This is a genomic window from Bacillus sp. AFS077874, assembly GCF_002566505.1.
Taxonomy (GTDB): domain Bacteria; phylum Bacillota; class Bacilli; order Bacillales; family Bacillaceae_G; genus Gottfriedia.
The window spans coordinates 249715-275484 of the sequence record NZ_NUYF01000008.1; the positions used below are offsets into that span (position 1 = coordinate 249715).

Sequence of the window (25770 nt, forward strand, 5' to 3'; positions counted from 1 at the left end):
AAAAAAGATGGCACAACCAATCACGACGATTCAAAAATACGTACCAACTAAAGAAGAGCAAAACCAACAAAAACTAGAGGATTTGAAGCTATTATTAGCAGAAAATGAAGATTCGTTAAATAAAATTTTAAACATCGTTTCTGAATTAAATGATACGGGTGTCCTTGAAGCTGCAAATTCAATGCTACAATCGAAAGAGAAGATTACAAAAATTGCTTTAGGACAAATGAACCGTGAGCCAGTCACGAATATTATCAATAATATTATGGGAGCTGCTGGTGCACTTTCAAGTGTGGACCCAGAGTTAACAACAAAGCTGATCAATTCGGTAACAAAAGGAATGGATGAAGGAAATAAACATCTTGAAAAGGATGAAAAAGTAGGGATTCTTGATTTAGTAAAAGTTTTAAAAGATCCTGATGTAAATCGTGCAGTTGGTTTTGGTATTAATTTTCTAAAAGGTATGGGAAAAGGTCTAAAAGAATAATAGAAAAAACAATTTGTATTTCATAGAAAAGAGTTTAATAATAAGAGATGAACCTTTTAATCAAAAAAAATTGAAAGGTTTGTCTCTTAATGAATATTTTTTTGAAAAACACGATATGAAAATAGTTTAAGAAGAGGGGAATCTTTAACGATGCTACCAACTGAAGTGAGAAGAAGAATTCTCCGCTTTGAAAATGGTGAAACAAACGATATTGAAGACAGCGTTGTCACAGAATTTCCCGTTACGGTAAAAATTAATGGACAAGAATTGGTTACGATGGTCTGTACCCCAGAATATATCGAGGATATGGTCGTAGGATTTTTAGCATCCGAAGGGGTTATCCGTAAATACGAGGATATTGAAAACATATGGTTCCAAGAAAAAGAAGGCTTTGCCCATGTAAAAACAAAGAATATTAACCCATTTTATAAAGATATTCAAAGTAAAAGATATATTACATCATGCTGTGGAATGAGTAGACAAGGGTTTGTTTTTGTAAATGATGCATTAACTGCAAAAAAAATGAAAGAAGTGAATGTCCAACTATCATTTCAGGATTGTTTTCGATTAATGAAAGAAATGCAACAGTCCGCATTTTTATTTCATGAAACAGGTGGAGTGCATAATGCTGCTTTATGTGATTTAAATGGGATTGTTTTGAATAGAATGGATATTGGTAGGCATAATGCATTAGATAAAATTTATGGATATTGTCTAAAAAATAATATTCGTATTTCAGATAAAATAATTGTTTTTAGTGGGCGATTATCTTCTGAAATTTTACTAAAAGTAGCTAAAATTGGTTGTGAGGTCATTCTAACTAAATCAGCTCCAACAGAATTAGCTCTTCAATTAGCTGAAGAATTAGGTATTACGACAGTTGGATTTATTCGAAATCAGTCACTTAATGTATATACTCATTCAAAGCGTATTGTGAAATAGAAACTAAAAACAGATCATTTATGAAATAAAAAGAAGTGAGGCAATGGTTATGAAAAATGTTGCATTGGATAAACATCATCGACCTTTACAGGATTTACGTATATCTGTTACCGATCGCTGCAATTTTCGTTGCCGTTATTGTATGCCGGAAGAAATTTTTGGTCAGGACTATTCTTTTTTATCACAAGATAAAATTCTATCCTTTGATGAAATTGAAAGATTAACGCGTATTTTTGTATCTTTAGGGGTAAGAAAAATTAGAATTACTGGTGGAGAACCTTTATTACGTAAAAATTTACCTAAACTGATTGAACGATTAAATAAAATAGATGGTGTTGAAGATATAGCTTTAACAACAAACGGTACTTTACTTAAAAAGTTTGCAAAAGATTTATATGAAGCTGGTTTAAGAAGAGTGACCGTAAGCATAGATTCTTTAGATGAAGAACGATTTTCATATATGACTGGTAATCGAGGAAATGTAAAGTCTGTGCTTGAAGGGATTCAAGCTGCTTCTGATGTCGGAATGAAGGTTAAAATTAATATGGTTGTTCAAAAAGGTAAGAATGAACAGGATATTATCCCGATGGCACAATATTTTAAAGAGAAAAAACATATTCTTCGTTTTATTGAATATATGGATGTTGGAAATTATAATGGCTGGAGGCTCGATGAAGTAGTAGGAAAGCAAACAATCATCGATACGATCAATAAAGTCATGCCATTAGAATTTACAGAAGCTAATTATGTAGGAGAAGTTGCTAATCGATATCGTTACAAAGATAGTGATGAGGAAATTGGCATTATTTCATCAGTGACCGATTCATTTTGTTCAACTTGCACAAGAGCACGTATATCTGCAGAAGGAAAATTATATACTTGTTTATTTGCAACAAAAGGTTATGATTTAAAAGAATTGGTAAGATCTAACCAAGATGATGAACAAATAAAAGAAACGATTCTTTCGATATGGAGCAATCGAACTGATCGTTATTCAGATGAACGATTAAGTAATACGAAAAAAATGAATGATAAATCATCACATAAAATTGAAATGTCCCATATAGGTGGTTAATCATTACCAATAATAGAAGGTTTGGAGTTTATGCAATTTCTGTATAATGCTCTTACTAAAATTAGAAAGTGATGATTGGTATCTCTGTTCGTTTAGCAGAGAAATTAAGCAGCATTCAGAACTCCTTATATGATGAGGATTTCTTAATGCTGCTTTATTTATTAGAGAGAAAACAAGAAAAGCAAAAAAATTGGTGAGGATACCCGGAGAAAACTTTTTATCTCTTTCGCTAGGTCCTGCTCTTTAATGGAGGATATCTTATGTCAGAACGTTATTCACGTCAGCAGCTTTTTACCCCGATTGGTGAAAATGGACAAGAATTAATTAGAAAGAAACATGTTTTAATTGTTGGAGCAGGTGCGTTAGGAAGTGCTAGCGCGGAGGCACTTGTTAGAGCTGGAATTGGAAAGTTAACTTTAATTGACCGAGATTATGTTGAAATGAGTAACTTACAAAGGCAACAGCTTTATACCGAAGAAGATGCATTTGAGAAATTGCCGAAAGTAATTGCCGCTAAAGGGCGTCTCCAAAAAATAAATTTAGATGTGTTCATCAATGCACTAGTAATGGATGCAAGTGCAGATAATATGGAAGTCCATTTGAAGGACACTGATGTTATGATTGATGCAACAGATAATTTTGATATTCGCTTTATCATAAATGATTTATCACAGAAATATGACATTCCGTGGGTGTATGGCTCTTGTGTTGGGAGCTTTGGTATGTGTTGCACGATTCTACCTAGTAAAACTCCTTGTTTAAACTGTATATTAAAAAGTTTACCAGTACCTGGTGTGACATGTGACACAGCCGGAGTCATTAGTCCTGCGGTACAATTAGTAGCGGCATACCAGGTTGCTGAAGTATTAAAACTATTAGTTGAGGATTATTCAGCGATTAATTCAAAATTCCTTACATTTGATTTGTGGAATAATCAACATTATTCATTTAAGTTAACGAAACTCAAATCAGATGATTGTCCTTCATGTGGAACCAATAGGACGTATCCTTATTTAGCCTTTGAAAATCAGACGAAAACAAGTACACTTTGTGGGCGAAACACGGTTCAAATTAGACCTTCAACGACTAAAAATTACGACTTTAATGAACTAGAAATTCAACTAAATCAATACGGAAAAGTTCAACGAAATCCTTATTTGATCTCTTGTCAAATAGAAGACTATCGATTTGTTATTTTTCAGGATGGAAGGGTTTTTGTTCACGGAACAAATGATATACAAGAAGCTAAAAAACTATATTATCGTTTATTAGGTTAATAGAGAGGATGAAAAGAATGGTTGAAAAACGCGTACCACTACCGATCGAAGAATCAGTTCGTAAAGTGATGGATTTTGCCAAACACGGATCACAAGAAATGGTCTCAATCGATTTAGCATATGGCCGAGTATTAGCTGATGATCTAAAAGCTGATCAGGATATACCTGCTTTTGACCGTTCTCCATATGATGGCTTTGCGATTCGAGCTGAAGATACTATTCTTACAAGCAATGAAAATCCAACAATCTTTGAAGTAGTTGGCGAAATTGGAGCCGGTTCAGTTTTTCCAAATGAAGTAGAACCATTGCAGGCTGTTCGTATTATGACAGGAGCACAAATACCTCAAGGTTGTTCAGCAGTTGTTATGCTTGAATTAGCGAAAGAGATAAAAACTGAAGGTAAAACGTTTATTGAAATTAAACGTTCTTATCAAAAAGGCGATAATATTTCATTCCAAGGGGAAGAAACGCTTAAAGGTGATATTCTTGTTAAAAAGGGAACTGAAATCAACCCGGGAGTGATCGCTTTACTTGCTACATTTGGATATAGTCAAGTTCCTGTAGCGAAAAAGCCAGTCATCGGAGTCATTGCAACAGGGAGTGAACTTCTAGATGTGGGTGAACCGCTTGAACCTGGTAAAATTCGCAATAGTAATTCTTATATGGTTCTCGCTCAAATTCAAAAAGCAGGTGCAATCCCTAAATATTTAGGAAAGTTTAGCGATGATTTGGATACTTGTTTTTCAGAAGTTCAAAATGCCCTAGAGCAAGTTGATATGCTAATTACAACTGGTGGAGTATCTGTCGGTGATTATGACTATTTACCAGATATTTATGCAAGATTAGGTGCTACAGTTTTATTTAATAAAATTGCCATGCGTCCAGGAAGTGTAACAACAGTAGCGCATTTTGAAAATAAATTATTATTCGGTTTATCTGGAAATCCTTCTGCTTGTTTTGTTGGATTTGAGCTATTTGTTAGACCAATCGTCCAAACTTATTTATTTAACGAAACACCACATTTAAAAAGAGTCAGTGCAATTTTAGGAGAAAACTTTCCAAAACCAAATCCTTTTACAAGATTTGTAAGAGGTAAAATTGTTTATCATGAAGGTCAATTAACAGCTATTCCAGCAGGTTTTGATAAGTCTAGCGCCGTATCTTCATTAGCATATACGGATGCTTTTATTGTTTTACCTGGAGGAACTAGAAAATATGAAAAAGGTATGTCGGTCGACTTATTATTATTAGAAGACCATGAAGGAAGTAAATGGCCTTGGTATGACTTCATACCTGCTTATAAGTAAATAAATAGAACACTATTAATTTAAGAAAAGTGAAGTGATTTACTTGGAACAAACATTATTTAATATTGTCGATACACCGATTGTTGTTGAAGAAGTTTCAGATAAAGTAAAAAGTAGAAATGCAGGAGCCATTACTGTTTTTATTGGTACAGTTAGAGAGTTAACTAAAGGAAAAAAGACTTTGTCGCTAGAGTATCAAGCATATGAATCAATGGCCGTAAAAAAACTTGCCCAAATTGGTGATGAAATCAACGGGAAATGGCCAGAAGCGATTGTTGCGATTACTCATAGAATTGGAAGATTAGAGATTAGCGATATTGCCGTTGTGATTGCAGTTTCCTCTCCTCACCGTAAAGTTGCATACGAAGCAAATGAATACGCAATCGAACGAATTAAACAAATCGTTCCGATCTGGAAAAAAGAATTTTGGGAAGATGGTACGATGTGGATCGGTGATCAATTAGAAAATACACCATACCAAGAAGGAAAACCAAGTGTGGAGGAATCAAAATGATTAAAGTATTATTATTTGCTCATTTACGAGAGAAAGCTGGAACTGATGAATTAACAGTGACCGATAAAAATGGAATCAACGTTAAAGAGTTAAAAAACTGGCTTATGGCTAACTATGATCTACCACAATTGAATCAGATTATGACTGCAGTAAATGAAGAGTTTGTAACGGATGACGAAATTGTAAATGATGGAGATACTGTCGCTTTTATTCCGCCAGTAAGTGGGGGCTAATGGATTTTATCAAGCTTGAAAGTAGGTAGAATGATGCATAATCATAATAAAAAAGCGGTTGTTAACGCTGCCGTTTTAACAGTTAGTGATACTAGAACTGTTGAAAATGATGAGAGCGGTAAACTAATTAAAGCTTTATTAGAAGAGCAAAAACATATCGTCCATGATTATAAAATCACAAAAGATGAAATAGCATTGATCGATTCAATTGTTAGATCATGGAGTGAAGATGAAACGATTCAAGTTATGATTATAACAGGTGGTACTGGTTTTACGAAAAGAGATGTTACATATGAAGCAATTTCAAAAATACTTGATAAAGAAATGCAAGGATTTGGAGAATTGTTCCGTTTATTAAGTTATACAGAAATTGGTCCAAAGGCTATGTTTAGTAGAGCAATCGCAGGTAGCTTTCACGATAAAGCGATCTACGTAATTCCAGGTTCAAAAAACGCAGTAAATCTAGCAATGACAAAACTTATTTTACCGACTTGCCAACATTTTGTGGAAGAATTAAACAGGCAATGAATATAGCTGGCGTCGTTTTAGCAGGTGGAAAGTCATCCCGTTACGGTAAACCAAAAATGTTTGAAACGTATAAAGACAAATTATTGTATGAATATAGTGTAGAAGCATTAAAGGAAAATTCAATTTCACCGATTATCATTTCAACGAACGAAAAACTAGTTCCTTATTTTAGTAAAAATGATCATCTAGAGTTTGTCACAGAGGAAGAAGCTAAAGAATACCAAGGACCTTTGTATGCGATATACAATGCATTTTCCAACATACCAAACAAAGACTGGTATTTTGTCCTAGCATGCGACACACCTTTTATTACAGCTGACTTTGTAAAAAATATGATCGAAAGGGCAGAAAATACAAATGTTGATGCAATCGTTCCAATCCAGTCCGATAAACTTCAACCACTATTTGCGCTCTATCATCGAAATTGCATCGAAAAAATGAAAGAGATTTTAGATAAAAACAATCGAAAAGTTCAGTTGTTATTCAGTGAAGTAAATGTAATGACTGTACAATTTTCAAATGACGATCTCATTTTTAAGAATATAAATAGTCCGAGTGACTGGATTTAATTTGTCAAATTTAAGACTTACCTGGAGGTACTCGCATGAGTGAATTTTCACATTGGAATGAAGAAGGAAGACCTAAAATGGTCGATATATCAGAAAAAGACATCACTACTAGAATTGCGATTGCACAAAGTACAATTTCGATTTCAACGGAATTATATGAAGCAATTCAAAATGGATCAATTAAAAAAGGTGATCCACTAAATGTTGCACAAATTGCTGGAATTATGGGAGCTAAAAAAACTTCTGACATTATTCCAATGTGTCACCCAATCGCACTTTCAGGAACTGACTTTACATTCGAATATGTAGAGGTACCTAATGGATATGATTTAATCATTCGTGCGACAGTGAAATGTAGTGGGAAAACTGGAGTTGAAATGGAGGCACTTACAGCTGTAAGTGTAGCTGGCCTTACATTTTACGATATGTGTAAAGCCGTTGATAAAAGTATGGTCATAAAAGAAACGTTTTTAGTTCAAAAAAAAGGTGGTAAAAGCGGCGACTTTTTCCATAAATAAGATTGGAACCTAATCTTAATTGATTAGTAGCATCGACGATCTAATCAATTAAGTTTTCTAATTTTTTATCAAATACAAAAACTGAAATCGCAATATCTTCTTCAACTTTCATATCCGAGAAAAGATTGATAAACTTTGCATCAACGATTTCTTCTAACTTAACTGGATGATTTTTCGCATAAACATCTTGAATCATCTTAGTTCTAGCATTATGTACGATATCACGCCCTTCAGAAGTTTGAGCGATAAATAGCTCAGTAGGTGTTAGATTTCCATACAAAGTTGAAACAGCCATATTTTCAACAAAAACAGTATGGATTCTTTCAGGGCCTTTACCAAATAATTCTTTACGCAGTTTTCGTATATAGTCATTAAATTCATGGATGACTTTAGACATTACATATACCCCTTAACTTAATTCTCGTTTATCTTATCATAAAACAATGATTAGAAATATTAAAGAAAAAAACTTTTAGTGAACATCTTCTTTAAGACTTTACCAAACTGCTCCACCATCAATACAAGAATCGATTAAATTGATTTTTGTATTAATGGTGTTTTTTCAGTAGGCTCCTTATAATAAAAGTATTTAATAAAAAGGAATTGAGAGCGATGAAAAAGAACTATTCCATTTTGCAAATTGTAGGCTATCAAAATAGTGGGAAAACAACACTTACTGAAAAACTCATTAAAAAGGCCAATCACCAAGGATTATTAGCTGCTACTATAAAACATCATGGTCATGGCGGTGCGCCTGATTTAGAAATAGAACGTAAAGACAGTAGTCGTCACTTGGATGCAGGAGCAATCGTTTCTAGTGTTGAAGGTGATGGTGTCTTGCAATTAAGAACAAATTTTATCAATTGGGATTTAAAGAAAACAATTGAATTATATCGCTTTTTTTCAACAGATATTATTTTTATTGAAGGTTATAAAAGGGAAAGTTACCCAAAAGTAGTATTAATAAGAAGTGAGGATGATCTGAATTTACTCGATTCATTAACGAATATTATCTGTGTGATCAGCCATTTTGAGATTGAAGAGGGTAGATTGAAAGATTATCAATATTTCCATCTTTATGATGAAGAAAATTATTTAGATTACTTGATGAATGAAATGTAAAAAGGTAATTTCATAGAAGATAAAAAAAATAGATGAAAATTTGGTTTATTTTGAAATGAGGAATTTAAATTGTTTGAAGAGTTTTTAATTCCCCTTAAGATTTCCATTAAGGTTACAATCGTGGCAGGATTTATCGTTATTATTTTAGGGACTATAGCTGGAAGAATTCTCTCTATGAAATCATTTAAAGGTAAAACACTTCTAGAAACAATTTTAATGTTACCTTTAGTTCTTCCTCCTACAGTTGTAGGGTTTTTACTATTAGTCATTTTCGGAAGACAAAGCTTCGTTGGAAAAATGATTCAATGGGTATTTAACCAACCCATTGTTTTTACATGGTGGGCCGCTGTAATTGCATCCATTATTGTAGCGTTTCCACTTATGTATCAATCTGCAAAAACTGGATTTCAAAGTGTAGACAATGAGATTGAAGAGGCAGCAAGAGTTTGTGGTGCAAATGAATGGAATGTTTTTTTCTTGATTTCAATTCCACTTTCAATAAAAGCCATTATCTCGGGAAGTATATTAAGCGTTGCAAGAGTACTAGGGGAATTCGGAGCTACACTTATGTTTGCTGGAAACATACCAGGAAAAACACAAACTGTCCCGACAGCAATATATTTAGCAATTGATGCTGGAAATATGAAAATGGCATGGCTATGGGTGCTTTCAATGGTCGCAATTTCTTTTATTATGCTGTTCGTCGTACAGTTGAAACAAAAATGATTTTGGAGATTGGTATTGTCTCAAATTAGTATATAATGCTGTATGTAGGGCGTTTTTCCTTTTTATTCCAAAAATTTAATTTACATAAAATAAAACCCAGTTTTACAATTAGAAGTTTAAAAATGAGAGGGTGGAAGGTATGGCAAATAAAGTTGAGTTAATTAATCTTGCAGTAGGATTACCGAGTAAAATGGAATATGGCGAAAACAAAGAAATGTTAACAGGTATTTGTAAAGAAGGAATAGAGGAAGTTTACTTATCAAAAGAAGGCTTTAAAGGTGATGGAGTAGCTGACTTAAAACATCACGGTGGGCCAGACCGAGCTGTATGTGTGTATCCATATGAACATTACGAACTTTGGGAAAAAGAGTTTAATCTAAATTTACCATTTTCAGCATTCGGAGAAAATATTACTGTCACAAATATGTTAGAAAAAGAAGTATGCATTGGCGATATCTACCAAATTGGCGATGCGATTATACAAATTACTCAAAGCAGAATACCTTGTGACACAATTACAAGAAGAACGAATGTAGCACTTAAGAGAATCGTAGAAACAGGTTTTACAGGCTACTTATGCCGTGTATTAAAAGAGGGAACAATCAGAAAAGATTCGAATATTGAATTAATCGAAACTCAAAAAAATAAAGTTTCCGTTCTTTATTGTAACGAGATTTATTTCCATGATCCAAAAAATGTTGAAGGAATAAAAGCGATATTGGAAGTTCCTGAGTTAGCCGAGGATTGGAGAATTCGGTTAAATAGGCGTTTGGAGAGTTTAGTTTAAATATTATTAGTATACGGGAAGTCGCTTTCAGATAGAGCGGCTTCTTTTTCTATTAACATGCTTTTATATATTAAGACTCCTCCTAAAAATAACTTCTAATACAATCTCATTTTCTATTATAAGGAAAATTGACATCATTCCATTTTTGCGAGAATTAAGCATTTCAAATTTATTTTTGAAATGCAAAAGAACATCTATCCTATTAAAGGCAGAGATAGATGTTCTCATAAAAGAAATTGAAGATGATCCTATCATTCAATTAATTCCTAGTAGCGGAAAAAATCGATTTTCCTATTTTTTGTTTTATGAACCTAAAAGTTCCACCATCTGTCACTACGACGACCGGAATTATCGCGTCTTTCATCGTCGCAACGATCTACTGCACGACAGAAGTCTTCTTGATCAACTGTGATTCTCGCATTAAACGTAACCTCGTTATTTCTTCTATTATTTCTATTATTATTTCTATCATTAAATCTTTCGTTATTTCTATCACTAAATCTCTCGTTATTTCTCTCATTATTTCTTCCATTGTTACAGTTGCAACTCATTATAACACTACCTTTTCCTTTAAATTTCATCTCGATATCTTATGATTGGACAAGCAAAATGAAATGGACAAGTGTTTGATTTTAATAAATATGTTAGCAATTCCATGGATTTATTTAGCTTAGGATTGCAAAAATTGTTAAATAGGCGTTTGTAGTTTAGTTTTAAATTTACGAAAAAGGAAGTCGCTCGAGGGAGAGGGGCCTCTTTTTTTTGTACATGAAAAGAGTCTTCTTTTTATATAGCTTTCATAAGTATATATGGATTAAAAAATATATTTCGTCCAATAAATCATGTGGAATTAATCGCATGATTTTCTTTAAAAATGTTTCTATATACAAAAAAAGTAAGGCGAGCTTACAACCGCTTTAAATAATGTAAGGTTTAATTAGTTTATTTTAATTGGAGGTAATGGCAAATGTTAGGTGCAATCGAAGCAGGTGGAACAAAGTTTGTATGTTCGATTGGAGATGAAAATGGCAACTTAATTAAGCGTATTCAATTCCCGACAACTGTGCCAGAAGAAACGATTTCACAAGTAGTTGAATTTTTTAAGAACTATCCTATAAAAGCAATTGGTATTGGATCATTCGGTCCGATTGATGTAAACGAGAAGAGCTCTACTTACGGATCGATTACATCAACTCCTAAAATGGCATGGCAAGGCTTTCCTTTTGTACAAGCAATAAAGCAGCATTTTTCTGTTCCGATTGGTTTTAATACGGATGTGAATGTAGCGGCACTAGGTGAAGCTACTTTTGGTGCAGCAAAAGGGTTAGATAGCTGTTTATATATAACAATTGGTACGGGTATAGGAGCTGGAGCTGTCGTAAATAGTAATTTACTTCAAGGAATCACACACCCTGAAATGGGACATATATTAGTGAGACGTCATCCAAATGATGAGTTTGTAGGGAACTGTCCATACCATCGTGATTGCTTAGAAGGCTTAGCTTCTGGACCTGCAATTGAAGCACGTTGGGGACAAACAGGTTCAAATCTGATCAATCGAAAAGAGGTTTGGGATTTAGAAGGATATTATATTGCCCAAGCACTTATGCAATACATATTAATTCTTTCGCCTAAGAAAATCATTCTTGGTGGGGGCGTAATGAATCAAATGCAAGTTTTTGAAAGTGTTTACAAATATTTAAAAGAGCTAGTTTGCGATTATGTTAGTTTACCAGAATTGAATGAGTATATTGTACCACCTAGTTTAGGAAATAACGCTGGAATTACCGGAGCTCTTATGCTTGCACATCATGCTTTAAATAAAAATGCACTAGTTTAAATAGCCTATAGGAGGAAATTAGCATGCAACCATTATTTTTAAAACCAGTATTTAAAGAACGAATTTGGGGTGGAACAGCCTTAAAATCAGATTTTAACTATAATATACCAAATGAAAATACAGGTGAATGCTGGGCAATTTCGGCTCATCCTAATGGTACTTCCATTATTGAAAATGGCCCATTTGCAGGAATTGCATTAAATGAATTATGGAAAAAGCAACCCGAATTATTTGGTCACCCAAAGGAAGAGGTTTTTCCACTTTTAACGAAAATATTAGACGCAAATATGGATTTATCAGTTCAAGTACATCCTGAAGATTCTTATGCTAAGGTTAATGAAAATGGTGATCTCGGTAAAACAGAATGCTGGTATATTCTTGACTGTAAAGAAGATGCACATATGATATTTGGCCATAATGCCAAAACAAAAGAAGAACTAATTAACCAAATTAAAGAAGGCGAATGGTCAGGTTTACTTCGTCGAGTAAAAATCAAGCCAGGTGATTTTTTCTATGTCCCAAGCGGAACTATCCATGCTTTATGTGAAGGAACTCTCGTATTAGAAACACAACAAAGCTCTGATACAACTTATCGAGTATACGATTATGATCGAAAAGACCATGAAGGAAATTTAAGAGAGCTTCATTTGAATAAAGCAATCGATGTAACAACAGTTCCTCATCAAGAAACAGAAGTGGAATTTAAGACAGAGGAAAAAGAAAATATAAAGATTAATACATTTGTAGATTCGGAATTTTTCACCGTATATAAATGGGATATTACTGGTAAAGCTTATTTAACTTATAATGATCAATATTTACTTTTAAGTGTAATAAACGGTAATGGAAAACTGATCCATAGTGGAGAAGAATATAGTTTATCAAAAGGCTCGAACTTCATCATTCCTGTTGGATTTGGGGAATTTGTTTTAGATGGAGATTGTGAGATAATTGTTTCGCATACTTAAGAATTAAGGGAAAACAAAGACATCTCTTCAGAAGATTTCCAGACTGAATGCAAGCGTTTGCTTTACGAGATGTGAATTTACCTAAGGCGTAAACGAGCACCACGGATAGGCGAAGTATAGAAGAAAGCGAGCGTTTGTTAAGAAAAAAGGCAGCTTATTAGCTGCCTTTTTAAAATTTAACTTCACTAGTAGTTTTAGGATCAGCTAGCCAGCGCAAAGTCTGATTATGGTGTTTAATAATTTGCTCAGCCGTTAGCTCATCTGAATCCCATGTACTATGAGCATCCGTAACAAGAGTAACTTCATAGCCATTTCCAAAGGCGTTTCTAGTCGTTGTATCGACACAGATTTCTGTTTGAATTCCCGCCATGACTAAGTGATTAATATCTTGTTTTACCAGCTCTTCTTTTAAATTCGTCTTAAAAAAAGAGTCTGGTGTTGTTTTATGTATGATGATCTCTCCATCAATTGGAGCGATATCTGACTGAATTTCCCAACCAGGTGTACCGTATTCAAGTGGAGAGCCCTCTTCAGAATGCTGTATATAAAATATTGGCGTATTCGTAGCTCTTGCTTTATCGATCAATTTGTTTAGATTATTTAATAATGTTTCCCCGTTATATACCGGATTAGTTTCGGAGAACATAAAAGCCTGTACATCAATTATTAAAAGAGCTGTTTTTTTCATTTATAAATCTCCCCTTAGAAAATTGGCTATTTTTTACACCTTATAGAAGAAAATATATCATTATTAACAGTAGAGGAGAAGAGGTACTTTCAGAAAATTTTGCTAAAACTATTTTGAAGTTAGTTGGATACCTTGCCAGCTACTTACATCACATTGGCCAAATTCATTACTACCTACAGCTACAACTGTGCCATCTACTTTAAGTCCGATAGTATGTGTGCAACCCGCCGAAATCGCTACAATATCGCACCAGTCACTTACATTACATTCGCCATGTCTCTTCAACCCGGTAGCCATAACTGAGCCGTCCGATTTAAGTCCAATTGTATGATTACTACCCGCCGAAATCGCTACAATGTCGTGCCATTCGCTTACATCGCATTGACCATCCTTATTTAATCCAACAGCAACAACCGTGCCGTTCGATTTTAGCCCGACGGTATGAAGATAACCCGCCGATACCGCCACAATATCATGCCATCCACTCACTTTACATTGGCCATACCGATTATTACCTACAGTTGTAACTGTGCCATCCGATTTAAGTCCGACTGTATGCCAGTCACCTGCCGCAATCCCCACAATGTTGTGCCAATCACTTACATTGCACTGACCATCGTTGTTTCGACCTACAGCTACAACCGTACCATCTGATTTAAGTCCAACGGAACGACGCCAACCAGCCGCAATTGCCACAATATCGCACCATTCGCTTACATTGCATTGTTCATGTTTATTCCATCCTACAGCCACAACAGTTCCGTCGGATGTAAGCCCAATCGTATGAGAATTACCCGTGTGAGCGTTACCCGCAGCAACCGCAACAATATCACGCCAATCGTTTACCTCTAATTTGCCATATTTATGATCACCCACAGCTGAAACCGTAACATCTGATTTAAGCCCGACAGAATGACGATAACCTGCTGCTATAGTATCTTTAGGCCAGATTTTCGCTTTTAACTCCGCTTCGTTCGGTGAAGGATAATCCATGTTTTTACCTCCAATTACTAACAGGATTTAAATCGTAATTCTAACTAAAAATCTTTAGATTTAATCAAATACTTAACTTTTAATCTACAACCTTTAGTCCCATCAATGCTGCAAATTGAACGGCTTGAGTTGATGAAACCTTACAGCCGTTTAAATTACTAATTGAAACAGTTAATTCATGAAAAGTAGAACTACTAATATCTATACCTTTGAGAGATGTTTGTTCAAAATTTGCTCCATCAAGATCACATCTATTAAAATCAACTTTCTTGAATTTACAATCATAAAAATCAGTGCTTTTTAGAACAGAGTCACGAAAAATTACTTTTTCTAGTTTTGAATCTCCGAATAGTGACAAATTTAAAACAGAATTTTCAAACTGTACATTTCCGATGCTAGATTCCGTAAAATTTGCGCCTAATAATTTACAATTTTTAAAGATAACTTTGTGGATGGAAGAGTTTTTCATATTGCAATTTGATAAATCACAGTCTTCAAAATATACATCAGTCATACTGATATTTTTAAAATCTGTATTCGTAAATTTACAATTTTTGATGACCGCTTTATATAAATATACTCGATCGATAACTTCATTTTCAAAAACAGATCCAGAAATCTCACACATTCCTAATTCTGGGTCCTCTTCATAAAAAATATCATAAAAATTTCTAGCTATTAATTCTTTGGGGATAGTAGGTGTATCGATTTTCATAGTGATTCCTCTCTTTAAATAAGTTGGATGAAACTAAAATCCATTAGATTTGATACTCATTACTATAAAGAACTTTGAGTTCTAAAAAAAGACTTTTAATTTTATTTGGTCTGTGTACAAACAGCTTATTTTTTCTCTATTTATATACTGCTTTTTACTAAGGTATTTTTAATTGCTGTCATCTTAAATTCAGTATGAGGAGCGAATCGTAATATATTTAGTTAGTTAAAAGCTTATTCCAAAATTGGGTGCATAAGTGGAGTAACAAAAATCCCAATTTCTCAATTTAACATGAGAAATTGGGATTTTATATTATTTGCTACTTTGAATTGTTTTGTTGTGTGAGACATTCAGGCAATTTTAATCCTTTATAAATATGAGCGCTGAGTTGGCCATGAACCTTGGAGTTTGCGGAGTTGTACAATTTGTCCAGTATGATAAGCATCGTGCAAAAGGATATTCTGATATTGTTGCCAAATTGGTAGAGAAGGGCATGGTTGATCTAGTTCTGCTTCTTGAAGGGAGGCTAATGTAGATTGCAAGGCATCATGTACTTGAAGTGTTCGCTTCACTGTTTGTCGCCAAGCATCATCATCATTAGGTCCGCCTTGGATAAATGTGTCATCGTTATTTTGTGGAGCCACAAATGTATTATCTTGATGTATGCGGGAAAGTAAGCGCTCTTTAAAGATGAGTAAATGGTTTACATTTTCCCAAATCGTATTACTGGCCTTTCCTTCTGGTTGCCAGCATGCTTGTGCAGCGGTTAGATTCTTTAACGCTTCTGAAATCGGTGGGTACCATTCTTCTTCGTAAAAAACTTGCTTGACTCCATTTTGCAAGATTTCTTTTTTACTCAATTGTATAGCCTCCTTTTTTGAAATTTCCAGAAAAAAGAACAGTGTAGATATACTTAGCCTTTATCTCTAAGGAGCACAATCCTTAATCTACGATAGGGAGGGGTGCGTAAAATTTAACAACAGTTCTTTATTAACTACTATGCTATTTACTGGAATAAAAAAACTGTATATTTTTTTCTCATGTTGTTCAACTAAGGCATGCATTAGTTGATAGGAGCACAAATCCTCTTTCTCTTCTTATTGTCGAAACCTTTGTTTTGTCTTGCCGATCGGCTAGGGAGCTCCTCAAAATTGGAAAACCCATTAATTTGTGAAATATCCGTTAATAATTGAATCCACAGTTTCTAAAATTGAAGTAATAGCTGTTTTTTTTTGTTCATTCACTATCAATAAAGCATCGTACTTATTATTTAATTCATTAAGTTGTACACTTAATGGTGTAACAAATTCTTGTGAGATTGTTTCGTTACGATATTGTATAAATGCTTTCTCAGCTGCTGAATATCTTGTCCTAACATTATCTATTTCTTTAGTTAGATCGACTAACTCTTTATCTAGTCTTTTGATTTCTGCGTTTAATTCTTTCTTCCATCTAAGTAATCCATGTACATTCGTATTACTCAATGTATATTCCTCCCTAACATCGAATACTACATCGTACTCCATGGAATACTTGTTTGTTCCTAATCTGCCATTTACTTACATAAGAAAATCAGTAATCTAATGAACATCCAGAAAAATAAAAAACAAAGTATCGCTTCACGCTACACAATCTTTGTTTTAAACTAGTAGAAATGATCTGAATTTTAAAAAGGAGATTTGTAGATGAATATAAGAACAACAAAAGCTAACGGACATATAATTGCAATCGCCAATGCAGATTCTGTAATACTTATGGATGAACAAAGTGCTTTAGATCTTATTATGACAATAAGCTATGATCATCAAAGTAATCGAATAGCTCTTAACAAAGAAGCAATTTCAGCAGATTTTTTTAATCTTAGTACGAAACTTGCAGGTGCGGCGCTTCAAAAGTTCGTTAACTACAATATTAAGTTTGCGATTATAGGTGACTTTTCTAGTTATACAAGTAAGGCACTAAAAGATTTTATTTATGAGTGTAATAAAGGGAATAATGTATTTTTTGTTTCAACAGAACAAGAAGCAATTGATCGATTATCTAAAGCAAACTAATCACTATTTTTGACAAAAGATAAAATGATCATCGTTGTTCCAAACGTGTAGATGATCGGCACGGTATCCGCGAAGCCATAGTACACCATTAATTCGTCTAATGTAAAAACCTTTCGGAAAATCTTCATCTTCAGATAGTGACTCAGATGCAATTGTGATTGAACCGGATGGAGCTTGATATTGCTTTTTAGAATTCCCTATAAAACCTTCTGGTTGATCTAAATACGATAGTCTTATGTAAGGTCCTAGTTCAAGTGGGCACAATTCCAAATTTAGTTCCTTTGCTTTTTGATAAATTTGAGGTGTTGTAGCTCCTTCTAAAAATCCATGATCGCTAACTGTTAGTTCAACAGTTTGAAGGCTGTACTTTGTATTTGATACTGTAAAGTGATCATCTTTTAATAGCATCTCACCATATTCATTTATCGAGATAGAGGCTTGTTGTAGTTTCTCGATTAACTGTGATTTCGTATGGCCACCAATTTCTACTATTCTAGTAATAAATGGACAATTAGGGTATATTTTTTCTTTTTCAATATGCATTTTGTTCTCTCCTACGTCATAATATTGTGCTTAAACTATTCTATAGTTCTAAATAAATTTCCTTGTTAAACTAAGAGATAATAATATGTCTTGAATTTTTTTGATGTACAGATGAGTATAAATTTAAAGAGAAATTGGAGTTGAATGTTGATGAAAACAATCGGACTGATCGGTGGTATGAGTTGGGAGTCTTCGTTACTGTATTATCAAATTATGAACGAACGTGTGAATGAAAAGCTTGGTGGTCATCACTCCGCAAAAAGCTTACTGTATTCAGTCGATTTTCAAGAAATTAAAACGCTTCAGTTTGAGGATCGATGGGAAGAGTTAACGAAAATTATGATTGAAATTGCTAAAAAGCTGGAGACAAGTGGGGCAGATTGTCTTGTTATTTGTACGAATACAATGCATAAGATGGCCAAGGAAGTTGAAGAATCAGTCAAAATTCCTTTATTACATATTGCTGATGCAACTGCTAAAGACATTGTTAATAATGGGATTAAAAAAGTTGCTTTGTTAGGCACAGCATTTACAATGGAGCATGATTTTTATAAAGGAAGATTAATTGAGCAGTTTGGTTTAGATGTGATTGTCCCAAATGAGGCTGAAAGAAAACGAATACATACTATTATTTATGAGGAACTTTGTCTTGGAATTATAAAAGAGGAATCTAAGCAAGTTTATTTAAACATAATCGATCATTTAATTGAACACGGAGCGGAAGCGGTTATTTTGGGATGTACTGAAATAACGATGTTAATCTCTCAGGAAAATTGCAGGATCCCTTTCTTTGATACAACAAGAATTCATGCAGAAAGTGCTGTGGATTTTGCTTTAGGTATTCAATAATAAAAGAAACCCACAAGGTATAAAAAATTTCCTTGTGGGTTTTCGTATTTCACGATTTAGAACAATTAACCTTCAATAGGGAAATCGTTGTTTGCTTGAGCAAGTGTTTTCTCTTTTCGTATCATATATAAATTGAAGACAATATAATAGGCAAACATGATTAGCATTAGCCCAGCAGACCATCCAGAAGCCATGCTTTGTAATCTATTAGTTAAAACATCATTTTGTAATCCATTTAGTTTTTCAATTGAATAAATATCATAAATTCGATAAACTAAGCGACCGAAGAATAGTAGTGTAACAGTACCGCTAATCCAAATATTAGTATGATAGAACCATGCACCATTTCGATTTTCAAAATTTGTTTTGATTGAAGCGAAATAAGCAAGCCCAATTCCGATTAAAATACCTGCAACATCTGAAGTTAAAATAATTGGTTTTAAACCACCTTGAAATAGTATTAATGCTCCAATTATAAAGAAAATCACTGTACTTGTGAGTATTCTCTTCTTATTCAATTGCTGCCATCCGATACTTCGGCGGAACCTTTTAAAGATGCGATAAACTAAAAGTAAAAGAATAATGCCAATAAAAATATATTGTTGATTCATTGTTTTTCTCCTTAATTTGTATTGTATGTTCATATGATATTCTTTTATTAATTTTGAATCGACTTCTATTAGATAGAAATTTATTCATAAAGTCTATAACTAGAGATAGAGGAAAACAGGAAGAATATTGATTAAAATTAAAAGTGAATTTTTTAAAGGGTAAATGAGAGGAGTAAGTTTATTTTGAAGGAGAACAAAGTCTTCTTATTAAGACCAATCTTAGGTGCTACTATTATTTTAATTTTCATGAGCACCGGGAAGTTATTTAGTGGACCACCTGTTAAAACAGCACTTTATTTAACTATTTGGGTTACTTTAACATGTATTTTATTGATTCCTAAAGATAAATGGTCAAATGTTCATTTAGTTCTTGCTTTTAGTATTATGGTGATTGAAGCGTTGGTAGGATTAATACTATTTAAAGAAGTAAATGTGCTGTATTTTTTAGCATTTATGTTTCACGTAACGATTATTCGGTCCTCTTTATCGAGGACTCCAATTACATCAATGATCGTAATGATTGTCATTGCCTTAATCTATACGAGATTCGGACATCAAGATTTATTAAACGTTTTAACCTATATTTTGATTTCAATTATTATTTATTTAAATATTAGAAGTAGAATGCAGCGAAATGAAATGTATGAATTGAATAAACAACATGTCGTTAATTTAGAAAAAGCGTATAGTCAATTACAAGAAGCGTCTTCGACTGTTATGCAAAATGCAATTTTAGAAGAGCGAAATCGAATTGCAAGAGATATTCATGATGCCGTGGGACATAGTTTGACTTCAATCATCGTTCAAATTCAAGCCGTACAATATATGATAAAAAAGGATCCAAATCAAGCCGAACAAAGTTTAAAGGATATGTTAGTAGTTGCTCGAAAGGGCTTAGATGATATACGAAAATCTGTTCATTCTCTTGCTGATGATCTTCCTCACTCTGCAATTGGCACATTAGAAACATTACTGACACATATGGAGTCCTCATCAACTATTCAATATTCCTTTAAAGCGGAGATTGGTGATGTTGAATTAGACGTCGAGGTATACAAAATACTGTTTAGAATTTTACAAGAATCAATTACGAATGTTATACGTCATTCTCAAGCTACAAAACTAGATGTTGTACTGAAAAAGGAAGCTGATGTCATCAATATGACCATAAGGGATAATGGGGATTTAGAAAATGCTCAAAAAATTAGTGAAGGATTTGGTTTAAAATCAATGAGAGAAAGACTAGAGAAAATGAATGGTAGTCTTTCCTATTCAATTATTTTTCCACATGGCTTTGAAATCGTTGCAAAAATACCATTGTGACGAAGGAAAGGGTGAAAAATATGTCAAATGAAAAAATAAAGGTCTTACTAGTTGATGACCAAACGATGATTAGGCAAGGCTTTAGTTATGTAATCAATCTACAAGATGATCTGAACTTAATTGGTGAGGCATCCGACGGAATAGAAGCAATTAAGCTAGCAAAAGAAAAACTCCCAGATGTCATTCTGATGGATATACAAATGCCAAATCTTTCAGGAATAGATGCTACAAAAGAAATAATGAACCAATTACCTACAACGAAAATAGTTATTTTAACTACATTTGATGATCAAGAATATATTTACCAAGGAATTCGCTCAGGAGCTGTAGGATTTTTATTAAAGGATGCTGAAGTTGAAGAAATGCTTGATGCGATTCGCTTAGCCTATCGGGGTGAAGCTATTTTTAAAACAACCCTTGCAGCAAATGCACTTTCTAGAGCGATTGTTTCTGGATTTGCCGTTCCAAGTAAAAAAGGTGAATCAATACTAATCGAAAAACTAACGGATCGCGAACAAGAAATCCTCCAAGAAATGGCCTATGGACTTCGAAATGATCAAATCGGTAAGAAATTATTTATAACGGAAGGTACTGTAAAATCTCATGTCCATCGTATATTACAAAAATTTGGCTGTGAGGACCGAACACAAGTAGTCGTAACTGCACTTAGGAATGGAATGGTGAAGTAAGAAGGAAGTTTAGGAAAGTAAATAAAAAGTAGATGTTATTTCTATCTGAAATAACACCTACCTTATTTGGACCGAGATCTACATAAATGAAATTTTTCATAATAGCTTGTATTACTTTTAAAATCAATTCGGGGAATAAGTGGAAAGGAAAGTTTAGGAGAAGAAGTTTCGAATTGAAAAGTGCTAATTTTAGTTTAAATTTAAGGTTAGAAGAAGTAATTATAGGGATGACTTTATAATCAGTAATAAAATGTTGTAGAAAATCTTCGTTACATAGACTCGGTAATAAATGTGATCATAAAATACATCTAATGAAATAGATATTATATTAAATGGTCGAAAGCAAGAGTTTGTTCTAGACACTGAACTATTTTGTACAAGTTTTTTTATGAAAAAAAGAGGAAAAAATAAAAAAACTACGAACTATTATAATTACTAATTCATTCGTTAATCGAAGTACTTTTTTCATTGAAAATAGGATATGTATTTTATTAAGTAAGTTTGTTAACAATACGAAAATTAAATAAAATTTACTAAAGAGGTGTAGTCAATGAGCTTCCATGATCCAAACGAATTTGATGAATTGATACCAAATGATACCGATTTAAATTTTATTAAGAAATTTCCAGAAGTTGAAGAAGCGATTGGAATTGATGAAATTCTGAAGTGGTTAGAAGATTAACGAAATAAGAATATTTAAAAATAAAAAAGTACTTTCTAGATTTTTAGAAAGTGCTTTTTTTCATGATCGATTAAGATAAAAGAATCAACCTTGTTAAAGAGGATGATTCTTTTTTTGATAATTTCTGTCTGAGTATTTCGGAATATTAATAGGGAAAAAGTCAGGTAGGGAATTTCAGTGAATAAATAGTAAGGACCAATGCATATTTGATTATTTTGATACTTTCTATTTTGAATTAAAGTCTTATTTTGGATTAAGAGCATGTAATTTCACCTATAGTATGACCTCTTAAAAGGTATTACTTTCCTATATATAGAAGTAGTCTAAGTGAATATTTTGTAAGGGCTTTCATTTTAGTTTTTTGCTTTAATTAACGTTTGATCAACATGCACTTAATTAAGGAGGCTAATTAGAAATGAAGAAAAATCAGTTTGATACAAAGTTGATTCACGAAGGCTACAAAACTAGTGAGTTTAACGGGAGTTTAACTCCTCCATTATTTCATACGTCTACCTATACATTTCCTACTGCACAACATGGAGAACAGTCCTTTGCTGGAGAAAGAGATGACTTTATTTATTCAAGGTTAGGAAATCCAACCGTTCAGATTTTGGAAGAACGAATGGCTGCCTTAGAAGAAGGGGAAGTAGCGTTAGCATTTGGTTCTGGTATGGCTGCTGTGTCTGCTACAATTTTCTCTTTAATTAGCACCGGAGACCATATTTTATGTTCAAAAGGCATATACGGATGTACGTATGGTTTTTTAGAAATGCTAGAGAGCAAATTTGGAATTGAACATAACTTTTGTGAAATGGATACGGAGGAAGAAATTCAAAACTTAATCCAAGAAAACACGAAAGTTATCTTTATCGAAACTCCGATCAACCCTACAATGAAAGTCATTGATATTGAAATGGTTGTCGAAGTTGCAAAGAAAAATAATATTAAAGTAGTAGTTGATAATACATTTTGTTCACCTTATTTACAAAAGCCATTAACACTAGGCTGTGACATTGTGCTACATAGTGCAACGAAATATATTAGTGGTCATGGTGATGTAGTTGCAGGAATTGTTGTTTGTAAAACAAAAGAGCTAGCTGATCGAATGATCCCCATCCGAAAAGATATAGGAGCAATTATGTCACCATTTGATGCATGGCTTCTGCTTCGAGGATTAAAGACATTAGCAGTTCGAATGGACCGTCAATGTGAAAATGCAAAAAAGATTGTTTCATTTTTACAATCGCATCCAATGGTAAAGAATGTATTTTACCCTGGAGATTTTAAAAGTCAAAATTATTTTATTGCAAGTAAGCAAATGAAAAAAGGTGGAGGAGTCTTCGCATTTACTATTGACGGGACAAAGGAAGAAACACAGGAATTTATTAACCATTTAGAAATGATAAAAATAGCAGTAAGTCTAGGTGATACAGAGACATTAGTACAGCATCCGGCGACGATGACACATGCAGTCGTTCCAAAAGAGTTACGAGAAAAAATGGGTATAACAGAAAATATGCTACGCATGTCAGTTGGTTTAGAAGCATGGGAAGATATCGTAGCCGACTTACAACAGGCTTTACTTAAATCTAATAGCAATACAGTTTGTTAATCTAGAGTTGATAAAAAAGTACTTTCTAAAATTTTCTTAGAAAGTACTTTTTATTTTAGCTAATTGGAAAATCAACAATTTCATAAATAATATTTTTATCAATCCTAAACTCAATGGCAAAATGCGGATCAAAATCGATGAGTTGATGGACTGTTATATATGAATCATGAATTTCATTAATACATACTACATAATGATAAATTAGTGTTTTTACGATGACTACTTCACCTTTAAACTCTTTTGCAAGACGATTAATCCTTTTTTGTGTTTGAGGAGACGTACTTTCAGATACAGTTAGATAATGTCTCTTCGCCTGCCATGACTCATCACTTGTAAAACCGCCTTGCTCGTTTCTTAAAGAAACACTTTTACAAGATAATTTACCAATTTCAATCACCAACGCTAAATCAATTCTAATTTGTCTGAACACCTCATCAGATGCCAATATGATCATATTTAATGAATGGTCTTCATTAATTGAAACTAATCTTCCTCTATAATTAAATAAAAACGTCTCCAAAAAAACCTTTTTCCCAATTAATTTCTTAGCTCTTTTTAAAATATGACTTCTATTCTCTGGTGAAGTGCCTTTAGAGATGCTACTTCCATGTTGTTCCGACAATAGTAGTTAACCTCCATAAATTTGATACTACATTTTATGAAACGAATCCTACAGATCGAAACGGTCAATTTCATTAGTTAAAAAAATTAATAGGACGAGCAGTCTTCAAAGGAAAGATTTTTAAGATTTTTGCCATAAATAGGGGGTATATCTAGTCAAAATCGTAATATTTTATAATAATGTCGTTGTGAAATTGAATGTTTGATTTGATTTTTTTGCTCAATAGACGGTTTCACTTGAAAATTTAATTAAAGGCACCAGCTTATGATGAAAAGAAGCACGATATACGGATCGTAGTATGGGTATATTTTTAGTTTAATTGCGTTTTTCATCCTTTTAATTGCATTTCTAAAATTTTTAATTGCGATTCTGAAATTTTAATAGTATATTTGCCATTTATAATTGGATTCCGGAAATTTATTTGCACTGGCTTGAGTAATTCCGAACGAATACCTAATCAATAAAAAAATCCAGCAAGCCCTCATAAAAATGGGCCACTAGATTTTTTAACAAAACCTACTTATTCAAAGAATCAATAATCGGATAAAGCTCTTCTAAATGAGTAATTTCATATGTAGGTACAACTTCATTTCGTTCTTTATGATGCCTATTAATCCAAACGTTTTTCATTCCAATTCTGCTTGAGCCTAAAATATCAGTCATAAGATTATCTCCAACCATAATGACCTCTTCTTTTGATAGTTCCATTAATGATAAGGCATGTTCAAAAATACTTGGATCAGGTTTGCCTTTTCCGAAGTCTCCAGAAATTAGGATTTGATCAAAATACTCTTTAATCTTTGGTGTAATTGAAAGCTTCGTATGTTGCAAATCAGGGGAGCCGTTTGTTAGTAAGAGTAGTTTATACTGTCCATTTAATCGATCAAGCACATCAAATGTTTCATCGTATACAAAAGGGTTTCCTTTGCGTTCTTCAGGGAATGTTTCAGCTAATAAATGACCAAATTCTGGATCATCTATTCCAAATGCTTTTAATCCAAGCGTCCATGCATTTTTTCGATAGGTAGGAGAATTCGCCTTCATTTTTGGAAATTGATCATGATCATCTAAAAAATTCCCCCAAAGTCCTTCGAATGGATTGATGCCAATTAATTTTGTGAATTCGTATGTATCGTATGATTCATAAAGCTTTCTAGCCTCATTACGAACGGCATTTTCAAATTCAGCTGAATCAATACCGTATTTTTCCGTAGCAAGCTTACATGTATTTTCAAATGCAACTTGAACGCTTTTTTGGTCCCAAAGTAATGTGTCATCCAAATCAAAAATGATACCTTTAATCATAAAAAAAGCCCCTCCTAATGAACTGTATAAATTATCCACTATCGTACTAGGAAAATATGAATTAGTAAATAGGAAGCTACTAAAATTTCACTTTTTTTTAGTTACAATGCAAGGTTTATTTATTTTAAATTAATAATATAGTACAAATGACGATTAAATGGAATATAATACCTTGTTGATTTTGTTTTAAT

The 25770-nt window shown here is 33.2% G+C and carries 32 protein-coding genes; 21 read left to right on the forward strand and 11 right to left on the reverse strand.

Translation table 11 applies throughout. From position 1 onward, the window contains the following. The first annotated feature begins 7 nt into the window (after positions 1-7). The 10 genes from COJ46_RS10100 to moaC all read left to right on the forward strand — a co-directional run bounded on the left by COJ46_RS10100 (position 8) and on the right by moaC (position 7450). Positions 8-487 carry a helical membrane plugin domain-containing protein gene (locus tag COJ46_RS10100; RefSeq protein WP_097974127.1) on the forward strand — a complete coding sequence of 160 codons (480 nt, stop codon included), beginning with the start codon at positions 8-10 and terminating at the stop codon, positions 485-487. A gap of 150 nt (positions 488-637) precedes the next feature. After that, positions 638-1429 carry a formate dehydrogenase accessory sulfurtransferase FdhD gene (fdhD, locus tag COJ46_RS10105; protein ID WP_097974128.1) on the forward strand — a complete coding sequence of 264 codons (792 nt, stop codon included), beginning with the start codon at positions 638-640 and terminating at the stop codon, positions 1427-1429. Positions 1430-1478: 49 nt separating this feature from the next. After that, positions 1479-2504, forward strand: a complete 1026-nt coding sequence (moaA, locus tag COJ46_RS10110) for a GTP 3',8-cyclase MoaA (protein ID WP_097974130.1) — start codon at positions 1479-1481, stop codon at positions 2502-2504. 260 nt (positions 2505-2764) lie between these two features. Next, the gene (locus COJ46_RS10115) at positions 2765-3781 is read left to right on the forward strand and encodes a molybdopterin-synthase adenylyltransferase MoeB (protein ID WP_097974131.1); all 1017 of its coding nucleotides are present in this window, start codon (positions 2765-2767) and stop codon (positions 3779-3781) included. A gap of 17 nt (positions 3782-3798) precedes the next feature. Next, a complete protein-coding gene (locus COJ46_RS10120; RefSeq protein ID WP_097974133.1) occupies positions 3799-5088 on the forward strand; it encodes a molybdopterin molybdotransferase MoeA in 1290 nt (429 codons plus the stop codon). A 43-nt stretch (positions 5089-5131) separates the two neighbouring features. Then, positions 5132-5602, forward strand: a complete 471-nt coding sequence (locus COJ46_RS10125; RefSeq protein WP_097974134.1) for a molybdenum cofactor biosynthesis protein MoaE — start codon at positions 5132-5134, stop codon at positions 5600-5602. Then, entirely contained in the window at positions 5599-5835 is a 237-nt protein-coding gene (gene moaD, locus COJ46_RS10130; protein WP_097974136.1) for a molybdopterin converting factor subunit 1, read from the forward strand. Before COJ46_RS10125 ends, moaD begins: the two co-directional genes overlap by 4 nt. Before the next feature lie 33 nt (positions 5836-5868). Further along, complete coding sequence (locus COJ46_RS10135; protein ID WP_097974138.1) at positions 5869-6363, forward strand: MogA/MoaB family molybdenum cofactor biosynthesis protein; 495 nt, start codon at positions 5869-5871, stop codon at positions 6361-6363. Beyond that, on the forward strand, positions 6360-6932 hold the full coding sequence (locus tag COJ46_RS10140; RefSeq protein WP_097974140.1) for a molybdenum cofactor guanylyltransferase: 573 nt from the start codon (positions 6360-6362) through the stop codon (positions 6930-6932). Before COJ46_RS10135 ends, COJ46_RS10140 begins: the two co-directional genes overlap by 4 nt. Before the next feature lie 35 nt (positions 6933-6967). Next, positions 6968-7450 carry a cyclic pyranopterin monophosphate synthase MoaC gene (gene moaC / locus COJ46_RS10145; protein WP_097974142.1) on the forward strand — a complete coding sequence of 161 codons (483 nt, stop codon included), beginning with the start codon at positions 6968-6970 and terminating at the stop codon, positions 7448-7450. 40 nt (positions 7451-7490) lie between these two features. Here moaC and COJ46_RS10150 read toward each other — a convergent pair whose 3' ends face one another. Then, entirely contained in the window at positions 7491-7847 is a 357-nt protein-coding gene (locus tag COJ46_RS10150) for a Na-translocating system protein MpsC family protein (protein ID WP_097974143.1), read from the reverse strand. Between the two features lie 215 nt (positions 7848-8062). Here COJ46_RS10150 and mobB point away from each other — a divergent pair, with 215 nt between their 5' ends. From mobB to COJ46_RS10165, 3 genes are all read left to right on the forward strand, one after another. Beyond that, positions 8063-8572, forward strand: coding sequence for a molybdopterin-guanine dinucleotide biosynthesis protein B (gene mobB, locus COJ46_RS10155; RefSeq protein ID WP_097974145.1), 510 nt, complete (start codon positions 8063-8065; stop codon positions 8570-8572). Positions 8573-8641: 69 nt separating this feature from the next. Next, complete coding sequence (gene modB / locus COJ46_RS10160; protein WP_097974147.1) at positions 8642-9298, forward strand: molybdate ABC transporter permease subunit; 657 nt, start codon at positions 8642-8644, stop codon at positions 9296-9298. Positions 9299-9437: 139 nt separating this feature from the next. After that, positions 9438-10085: an MOSC domain-containing protein gene (locus COJ46_RS10165; RefSeq protein WP_097974148.1), complete on the forward strand. Its 648-nt coding sequence runs from the start codon at positions 9438-9440 to the stop codon at positions 10083-10085. Positions 10086-10396: 311 nt separating this feature from the next. On the opposite strand, the gene COJ46_RS10170 is transcribed toward COJ46_RS10165, so the two are convergent. Beyond that, positions 10397-10636, reverse strand: coding sequence for a hypothetical protein (locus tag COJ46_RS10170; protein WP_097974150.1), 240 nt, complete (start codon positions 10634-10636; stop codon positions 10397-10399). A 416-nt stretch (positions 10637-11052) separates the two neighbouring features. Here COJ46_RS10170 and COJ46_RS10175 point away from each other — a divergent pair, with 416 nt between their 5' ends. Together COJ46_RS10175 and manA are read left to right on the forward strand one after the other, a co-directional pair. Then, on the forward strand, positions 11053-11925 hold the full coding sequence (locus tag COJ46_RS10175; protein ID WP_097974152.1) for an ROK family protein: 873 nt from the start codon (positions 11053-11055) through the stop codon (positions 11923-11925). A 23-nt stretch (positions 11926-11948) separates the two neighbouring features. Beyond that, complete coding sequence (gene manA, locus COJ46_RS10180; protein ID WP_097974154.1) at positions 11949-12893, forward strand: mannose-6-phosphate isomerase, class I; 945 nt, start codon at positions 11949-11951, stop codon at positions 12891-12893. Positions 12894-13062: 169 nt separating this feature from the next. On the opposite strand, the gene COJ46_RS10185 is transcribed toward manA, so the two are convergent. The 5 genes from COJ46_RS10185 to COJ46_RS10205 all read right to left on the reverse strand — a co-directional run bounded on the left by COJ46_RS10185 (position 13063) and on the right by COJ46_RS10205 (position 16773). Beyond that, positions 13063-13581: a cysteine hydrolase family protein gene (locus tag COJ46_RS10185; RefSeq protein ID WP_097974156.1), complete on the reverse strand. Its 519-nt coding sequence runs from the start codon at positions 13579-13581 to the stop codon at positions 13063-13065. Positions 13582-13689: 108 nt separating this feature from the next. Beyond that, positions 13690-14574: an RCC1 domain-containing protein gene (locus COJ46_RS10190; RefSeq protein WP_097974158.1), complete on the reverse strand. Its 885-nt coding sequence runs from the start codon at positions 14572-14574 to the stop codon at positions 13690-13692. Between the two features lie 79 nt (positions 14575-14653). After that, entirely contained in the window at positions 14654-15289 is a 636-nt protein-coding gene (locus COJ46_RS10195) for a pentapeptide repeat-containing protein (RefSeq protein WP_097974159.1), read from the reverse strand. Positions 15290-15657: 368 nt separating this feature from the next. Next, on the reverse strand, positions 15658-16149 hold the full coding sequence (locus tag COJ46_RS10200; RefSeq protein WP_097974161.1) for a DinB family protein: 492 nt from the start codon (positions 16147-16149) through the stop codon (positions 15658-15660). Positions 16150-16452: 303 nt separating this feature from the next. Further along, positions 16453-16773, reverse strand: coding sequence for a hypothetical protein (locus COJ46_RS10205; protein WP_097974163.1), 321 nt, complete (start codon positions 16771-16773; stop codon positions 16453-16455). Between the two features lie 201 nt (positions 16774-16974). Here COJ46_RS10205 and COJ46_RS10210 point away from each other — a divergent pair, with 201 nt between their 5' ends. Next, positions 16975-17343 (forward strand): DUF4180 domain-containing protein, encoded by a 369-nt coding sequence (locus COJ46_RS10210; protein ID WP_097974164.1) that lies wholly within the window; start codon positions 16975-16977, stop codon positions 17341-17343. 3 nt (positions 17344-17346) lie between these two features. Here COJ46_RS10210 and COJ46_RS10215 read toward each other — a convergent pair whose 3' ends face one another. Then, positions 17347-17886: a helicase gene (locus COJ46_RS10215; RefSeq protein ID WP_097974166.1), complete on the reverse strand. Its 540-nt coding sequence runs from the start codon at positions 17884-17886 to the stop codon at positions 17347-17349. Between the two features lie 150 nt (positions 17887-18036). Between COJ46_RS10215 and COJ46_RS10220 the strand changes: the two genes are divergently transcribed. Continuing rightward, positions 18037-18735, forward strand: a complete 699-nt coding sequence (locus tag COJ46_RS10220) for an aspartate/glutamate racemase family protein (protein ID WP_097974168.1) — start codon at positions 18037-18039, stop codon at positions 18733-18735. A gap of 65 nt (positions 18736-18800) precedes the next feature. Here COJ46_RS10220 and COJ46_RS10225 read toward each other — a convergent pair whose 3' ends face one another. Beyond that, complete coding sequence (locus COJ46_RS10225) at positions 18801-19346, reverse strand: CcdC protein domain-containing protein (protein WP_097974170.1); 546 nt, start codon at positions 19344-19346, stop codon at positions 18801-18803. A gap of 183 nt (positions 19347-19529) precedes the next feature. Between COJ46_RS10225 and COJ46_RS10230 the strand changes: the two genes are divergently transcribed. The 4 genes from COJ46_RS10230 (at position 19530) to megL (ending at position 23652) form a co-directional block, all read left to right on the forward strand. Next, a complete protein-coding gene (locus COJ46_RS10230; protein ID WP_097974171.1) occupies positions 19530-20669 on the forward strand; it encodes a sensor histidine kinase in 1140 nt (379 codons plus the stop codon). Between the two features lie 20 nt (positions 20670-20689). Then, a complete protein-coding gene (locus COJ46_RS10235) occupies positions 20690-21358 on the forward strand; it encodes a response regulator (RefSeq protein ID WP_097974173.1) in 669 nt (222 codons plus the stop codon). Positions 21359-21908: 550 nt separating this feature from the next. Further along, positions 21909-22040 (forward strand): hypothetical protein, encoded by a 132-nt coding sequence (locus tag COJ46_RS24985; RefSeq protein WP_282439847.1) that lies wholly within the window; start codon positions 21909-21911, stop codon positions 22038-22040. A 415-nt stretch (positions 22041-22455) separates the two neighbouring features. Next, positions 22456-23652 carry a methionine gamma-lyase gene (megL, locus tag COJ46_RS10245; RefSeq protein ID WP_098565894.1) on the forward strand — a complete coding sequence of 399 codons (1197 nt, stop codon included), beginning with the start codon at positions 22456-22458 and terminating at the stop codon, positions 23650-23652. Positions 23653-23707: 55 nt separating this feature from the next. Here megL and COJ46_RS10250 read toward each other — a convergent pair whose 3' ends face one another. Then, on the reverse strand, positions 23708-24274 hold the full coding sequence (locus COJ46_RS10250) for a hypothetical protein (protein WP_097974178.1): 567 nt from the start codon (positions 24272-24274) through the stop codon (positions 23708-23710). A 516-nt stretch (positions 24275-24790) separates the two neighbouring features. Next, a complete protein-coding gene (locus COJ46_RS10255) occupies positions 24791-25579 on the reverse strand; it encodes an HAD family hydrolase (RefSeq protein ID WP_097974180.1) in 789 nt (262 codons plus the stop codon). Positions 25580-25770 lie beyond the last annotated feature (191 nt).

Excerpts from the sequence above, each read along its gene's own strand:
- COJ46_RS10165 (WP_097974148.1), top strand. The coding sequence starts at position 9,438 with ATGGCAAATAAAGTTGAGTTAATTAATCTTGCAGTAGGATTACCGAGT.
- COJ46_RS24985 (WP_282439847.1), top strand. The coding sequence starts at position 21,909 with ATGAGCTTCCATGATCCAAACGAATTTGATGAATTGATACCAAATGAT.
- mobB (WP_097974145.1), top strand. The coding sequence starts at position 8,063 with ATGAAAAAGAACTATTCCATTTTGCAAATTGTAGGCTATCAAAATAGT.
- COJ46_RS10225 (WP_097974170.1), bottom strand. The coding sequence starts at position 19,346 with ATGAATCAACAATATATTTTTATTGGCATTATTCTTTTACTTTTAGTT.
- COJ46_RS10100 (WP_097974127.1), top strand. The coding sequence starts at position 8 with ATGGCACAACCAATCACGACGATTCAAAAATACGTACCAACTAAAGAA.
- COJ46_RS10220 (WP_097974168.1), top strand. The coding sequence starts at position 18,037 with ATGAAAACAATCGGACTGATCGGTGGTATGAGTTGGGAGTCTTCGTTA.
- COJ46_RS10140 (WP_097974140.1), top strand. The coding sequence starts at position 6,360 with ATGAATATAGCTGGCGTCGTTTTAGCAGGTGGAAAGTCATCCCGTTAC.
- COJ46_RS10170 (WP_097974150.1), bottom strand. The coding sequence starts at position 10,636 with ATGAGTTGCAACTGTAACAATGGAAGAAATAATGAGAGAAATAACGAG.
- manA (WP_097974154.1), top strand. The coding sequence starts at position 11,949 with ATGCAACCATTATTTTTAAAACCAGTATTTAAAGAACGAATTTGGGGT.
- COJ46_RS10210 (WP_097974164.1), top strand. The coding sequence starts at position 16,975 with ATGAATATAAGAACAACAAAAGCTAACGGACATATAATTGCAATCGCC.
- COJ46_RS10150 (WP_097974143.1), bottom strand. The coding sequence starts at position 7,847 with ATGTCTAAAGTCATCCATGAATTTAATGACTATATACGAAAACTGCGT.
- megL (WP_098565894.1), top strand. The coding sequence starts at position 22,456 with ATGAAGAAAAATCAGTTTGATACAAAGTTGATTCACGAAGGCTACAAA.
- COJ46_RS10175 (WP_097974152.1), top strand. The coding sequence starts at position 11,053 with ATGTTAGGTGCAATCGAAGCAGGTGGAACAAAGTTTGTATGTTCGATT.
- COJ46_RS10190 (WP_097974158.1), bottom strand. The coding sequence starts at position 14,574 with ATGGATTATCCTTCACCGAACGAAGCGGAGTTAAAAGCGAAAATCTGG.
- COJ46_RS10115 (WP_097974131.1), top strand. The coding sequence starts at position 2,765 with ATGTCAGAACGTTATTCACGTCAGCAGCTTTTTACCCCGATTGGTGAA.
- moaC (WP_097974142.1), top strand. The coding sequence starts at position 6,968 with ATGAGTGAATTTTCACATTGGAATGAAGAAGGAAGACCTAAAATGGTC.
- COJ46_RS10120 (WP_097974133.1), top strand. The coding sequence starts at position 3,799 with ATGGTTGAAAAACGCGTACCACTACCGATCGAAGAATCAGTTCGTAAA.
- COJ46_RS10185 (WP_097974156.1), bottom strand. The coding sequence starts at position 13,581 with ATGAAAAAAACAGCTCTTTTAATAATTGATGTACAGGCTTTTATGTTC.
- COJ46_RS10255 (WP_097974180.1), bottom strand. The coding sequence starts at position 25,579 with ATGATTAAAGGTATCATTTTTGATTTGGATGACACATTACTTTGGGAC.
- moaA (WP_097974130.1), top strand. The coding sequence starts at position 1,479 with ATGAAAAATGTTGCATTGGATAAACATCATCGACCTTTACAGGATTTA.
- fdhD (WP_097974128.1), top strand. The coding sequence starts at position 638 with ATGCTACCAACTGAAGTGAGAAGAAGAATTCTCCGCTTTGAAAATGGT.
- COJ46_RS10195 (WP_097974159.1), bottom strand. The coding sequence starts at position 15,289 with ATGAAAATCGATACACCTACTATCCCCAAAGAATTAATAGCTAGAAAT.
- COJ46_RS10235 (WP_097974173.1), top strand. The coding sequence starts at position 20,690 with ATGTCAAATGAAAAAATAAAGGTCTTACTAGTTGATGACCAAACGATG.
- moaD (WP_097974136.1), top strand. The coding sequence starts at position 5,599 with ATGATTAAAGTATTATTATTTGCTCATTTACGAGAGAAAGCTGGAACT.
- COJ46_RS10215 (WP_097974166.1), bottom strand. The coding sequence starts at position 17,886 with ATGCATATTGAAAAAGAAAAAATATACCCTAATTGTCCATTTATTACT.
- COJ46_RS10135 (WP_097974138.1), top strand. The coding sequence starts at position 5,869 with ATGCATAATCATAATAAAAAAGCGGTTGTTAACGCTGCCGTTTTAACA.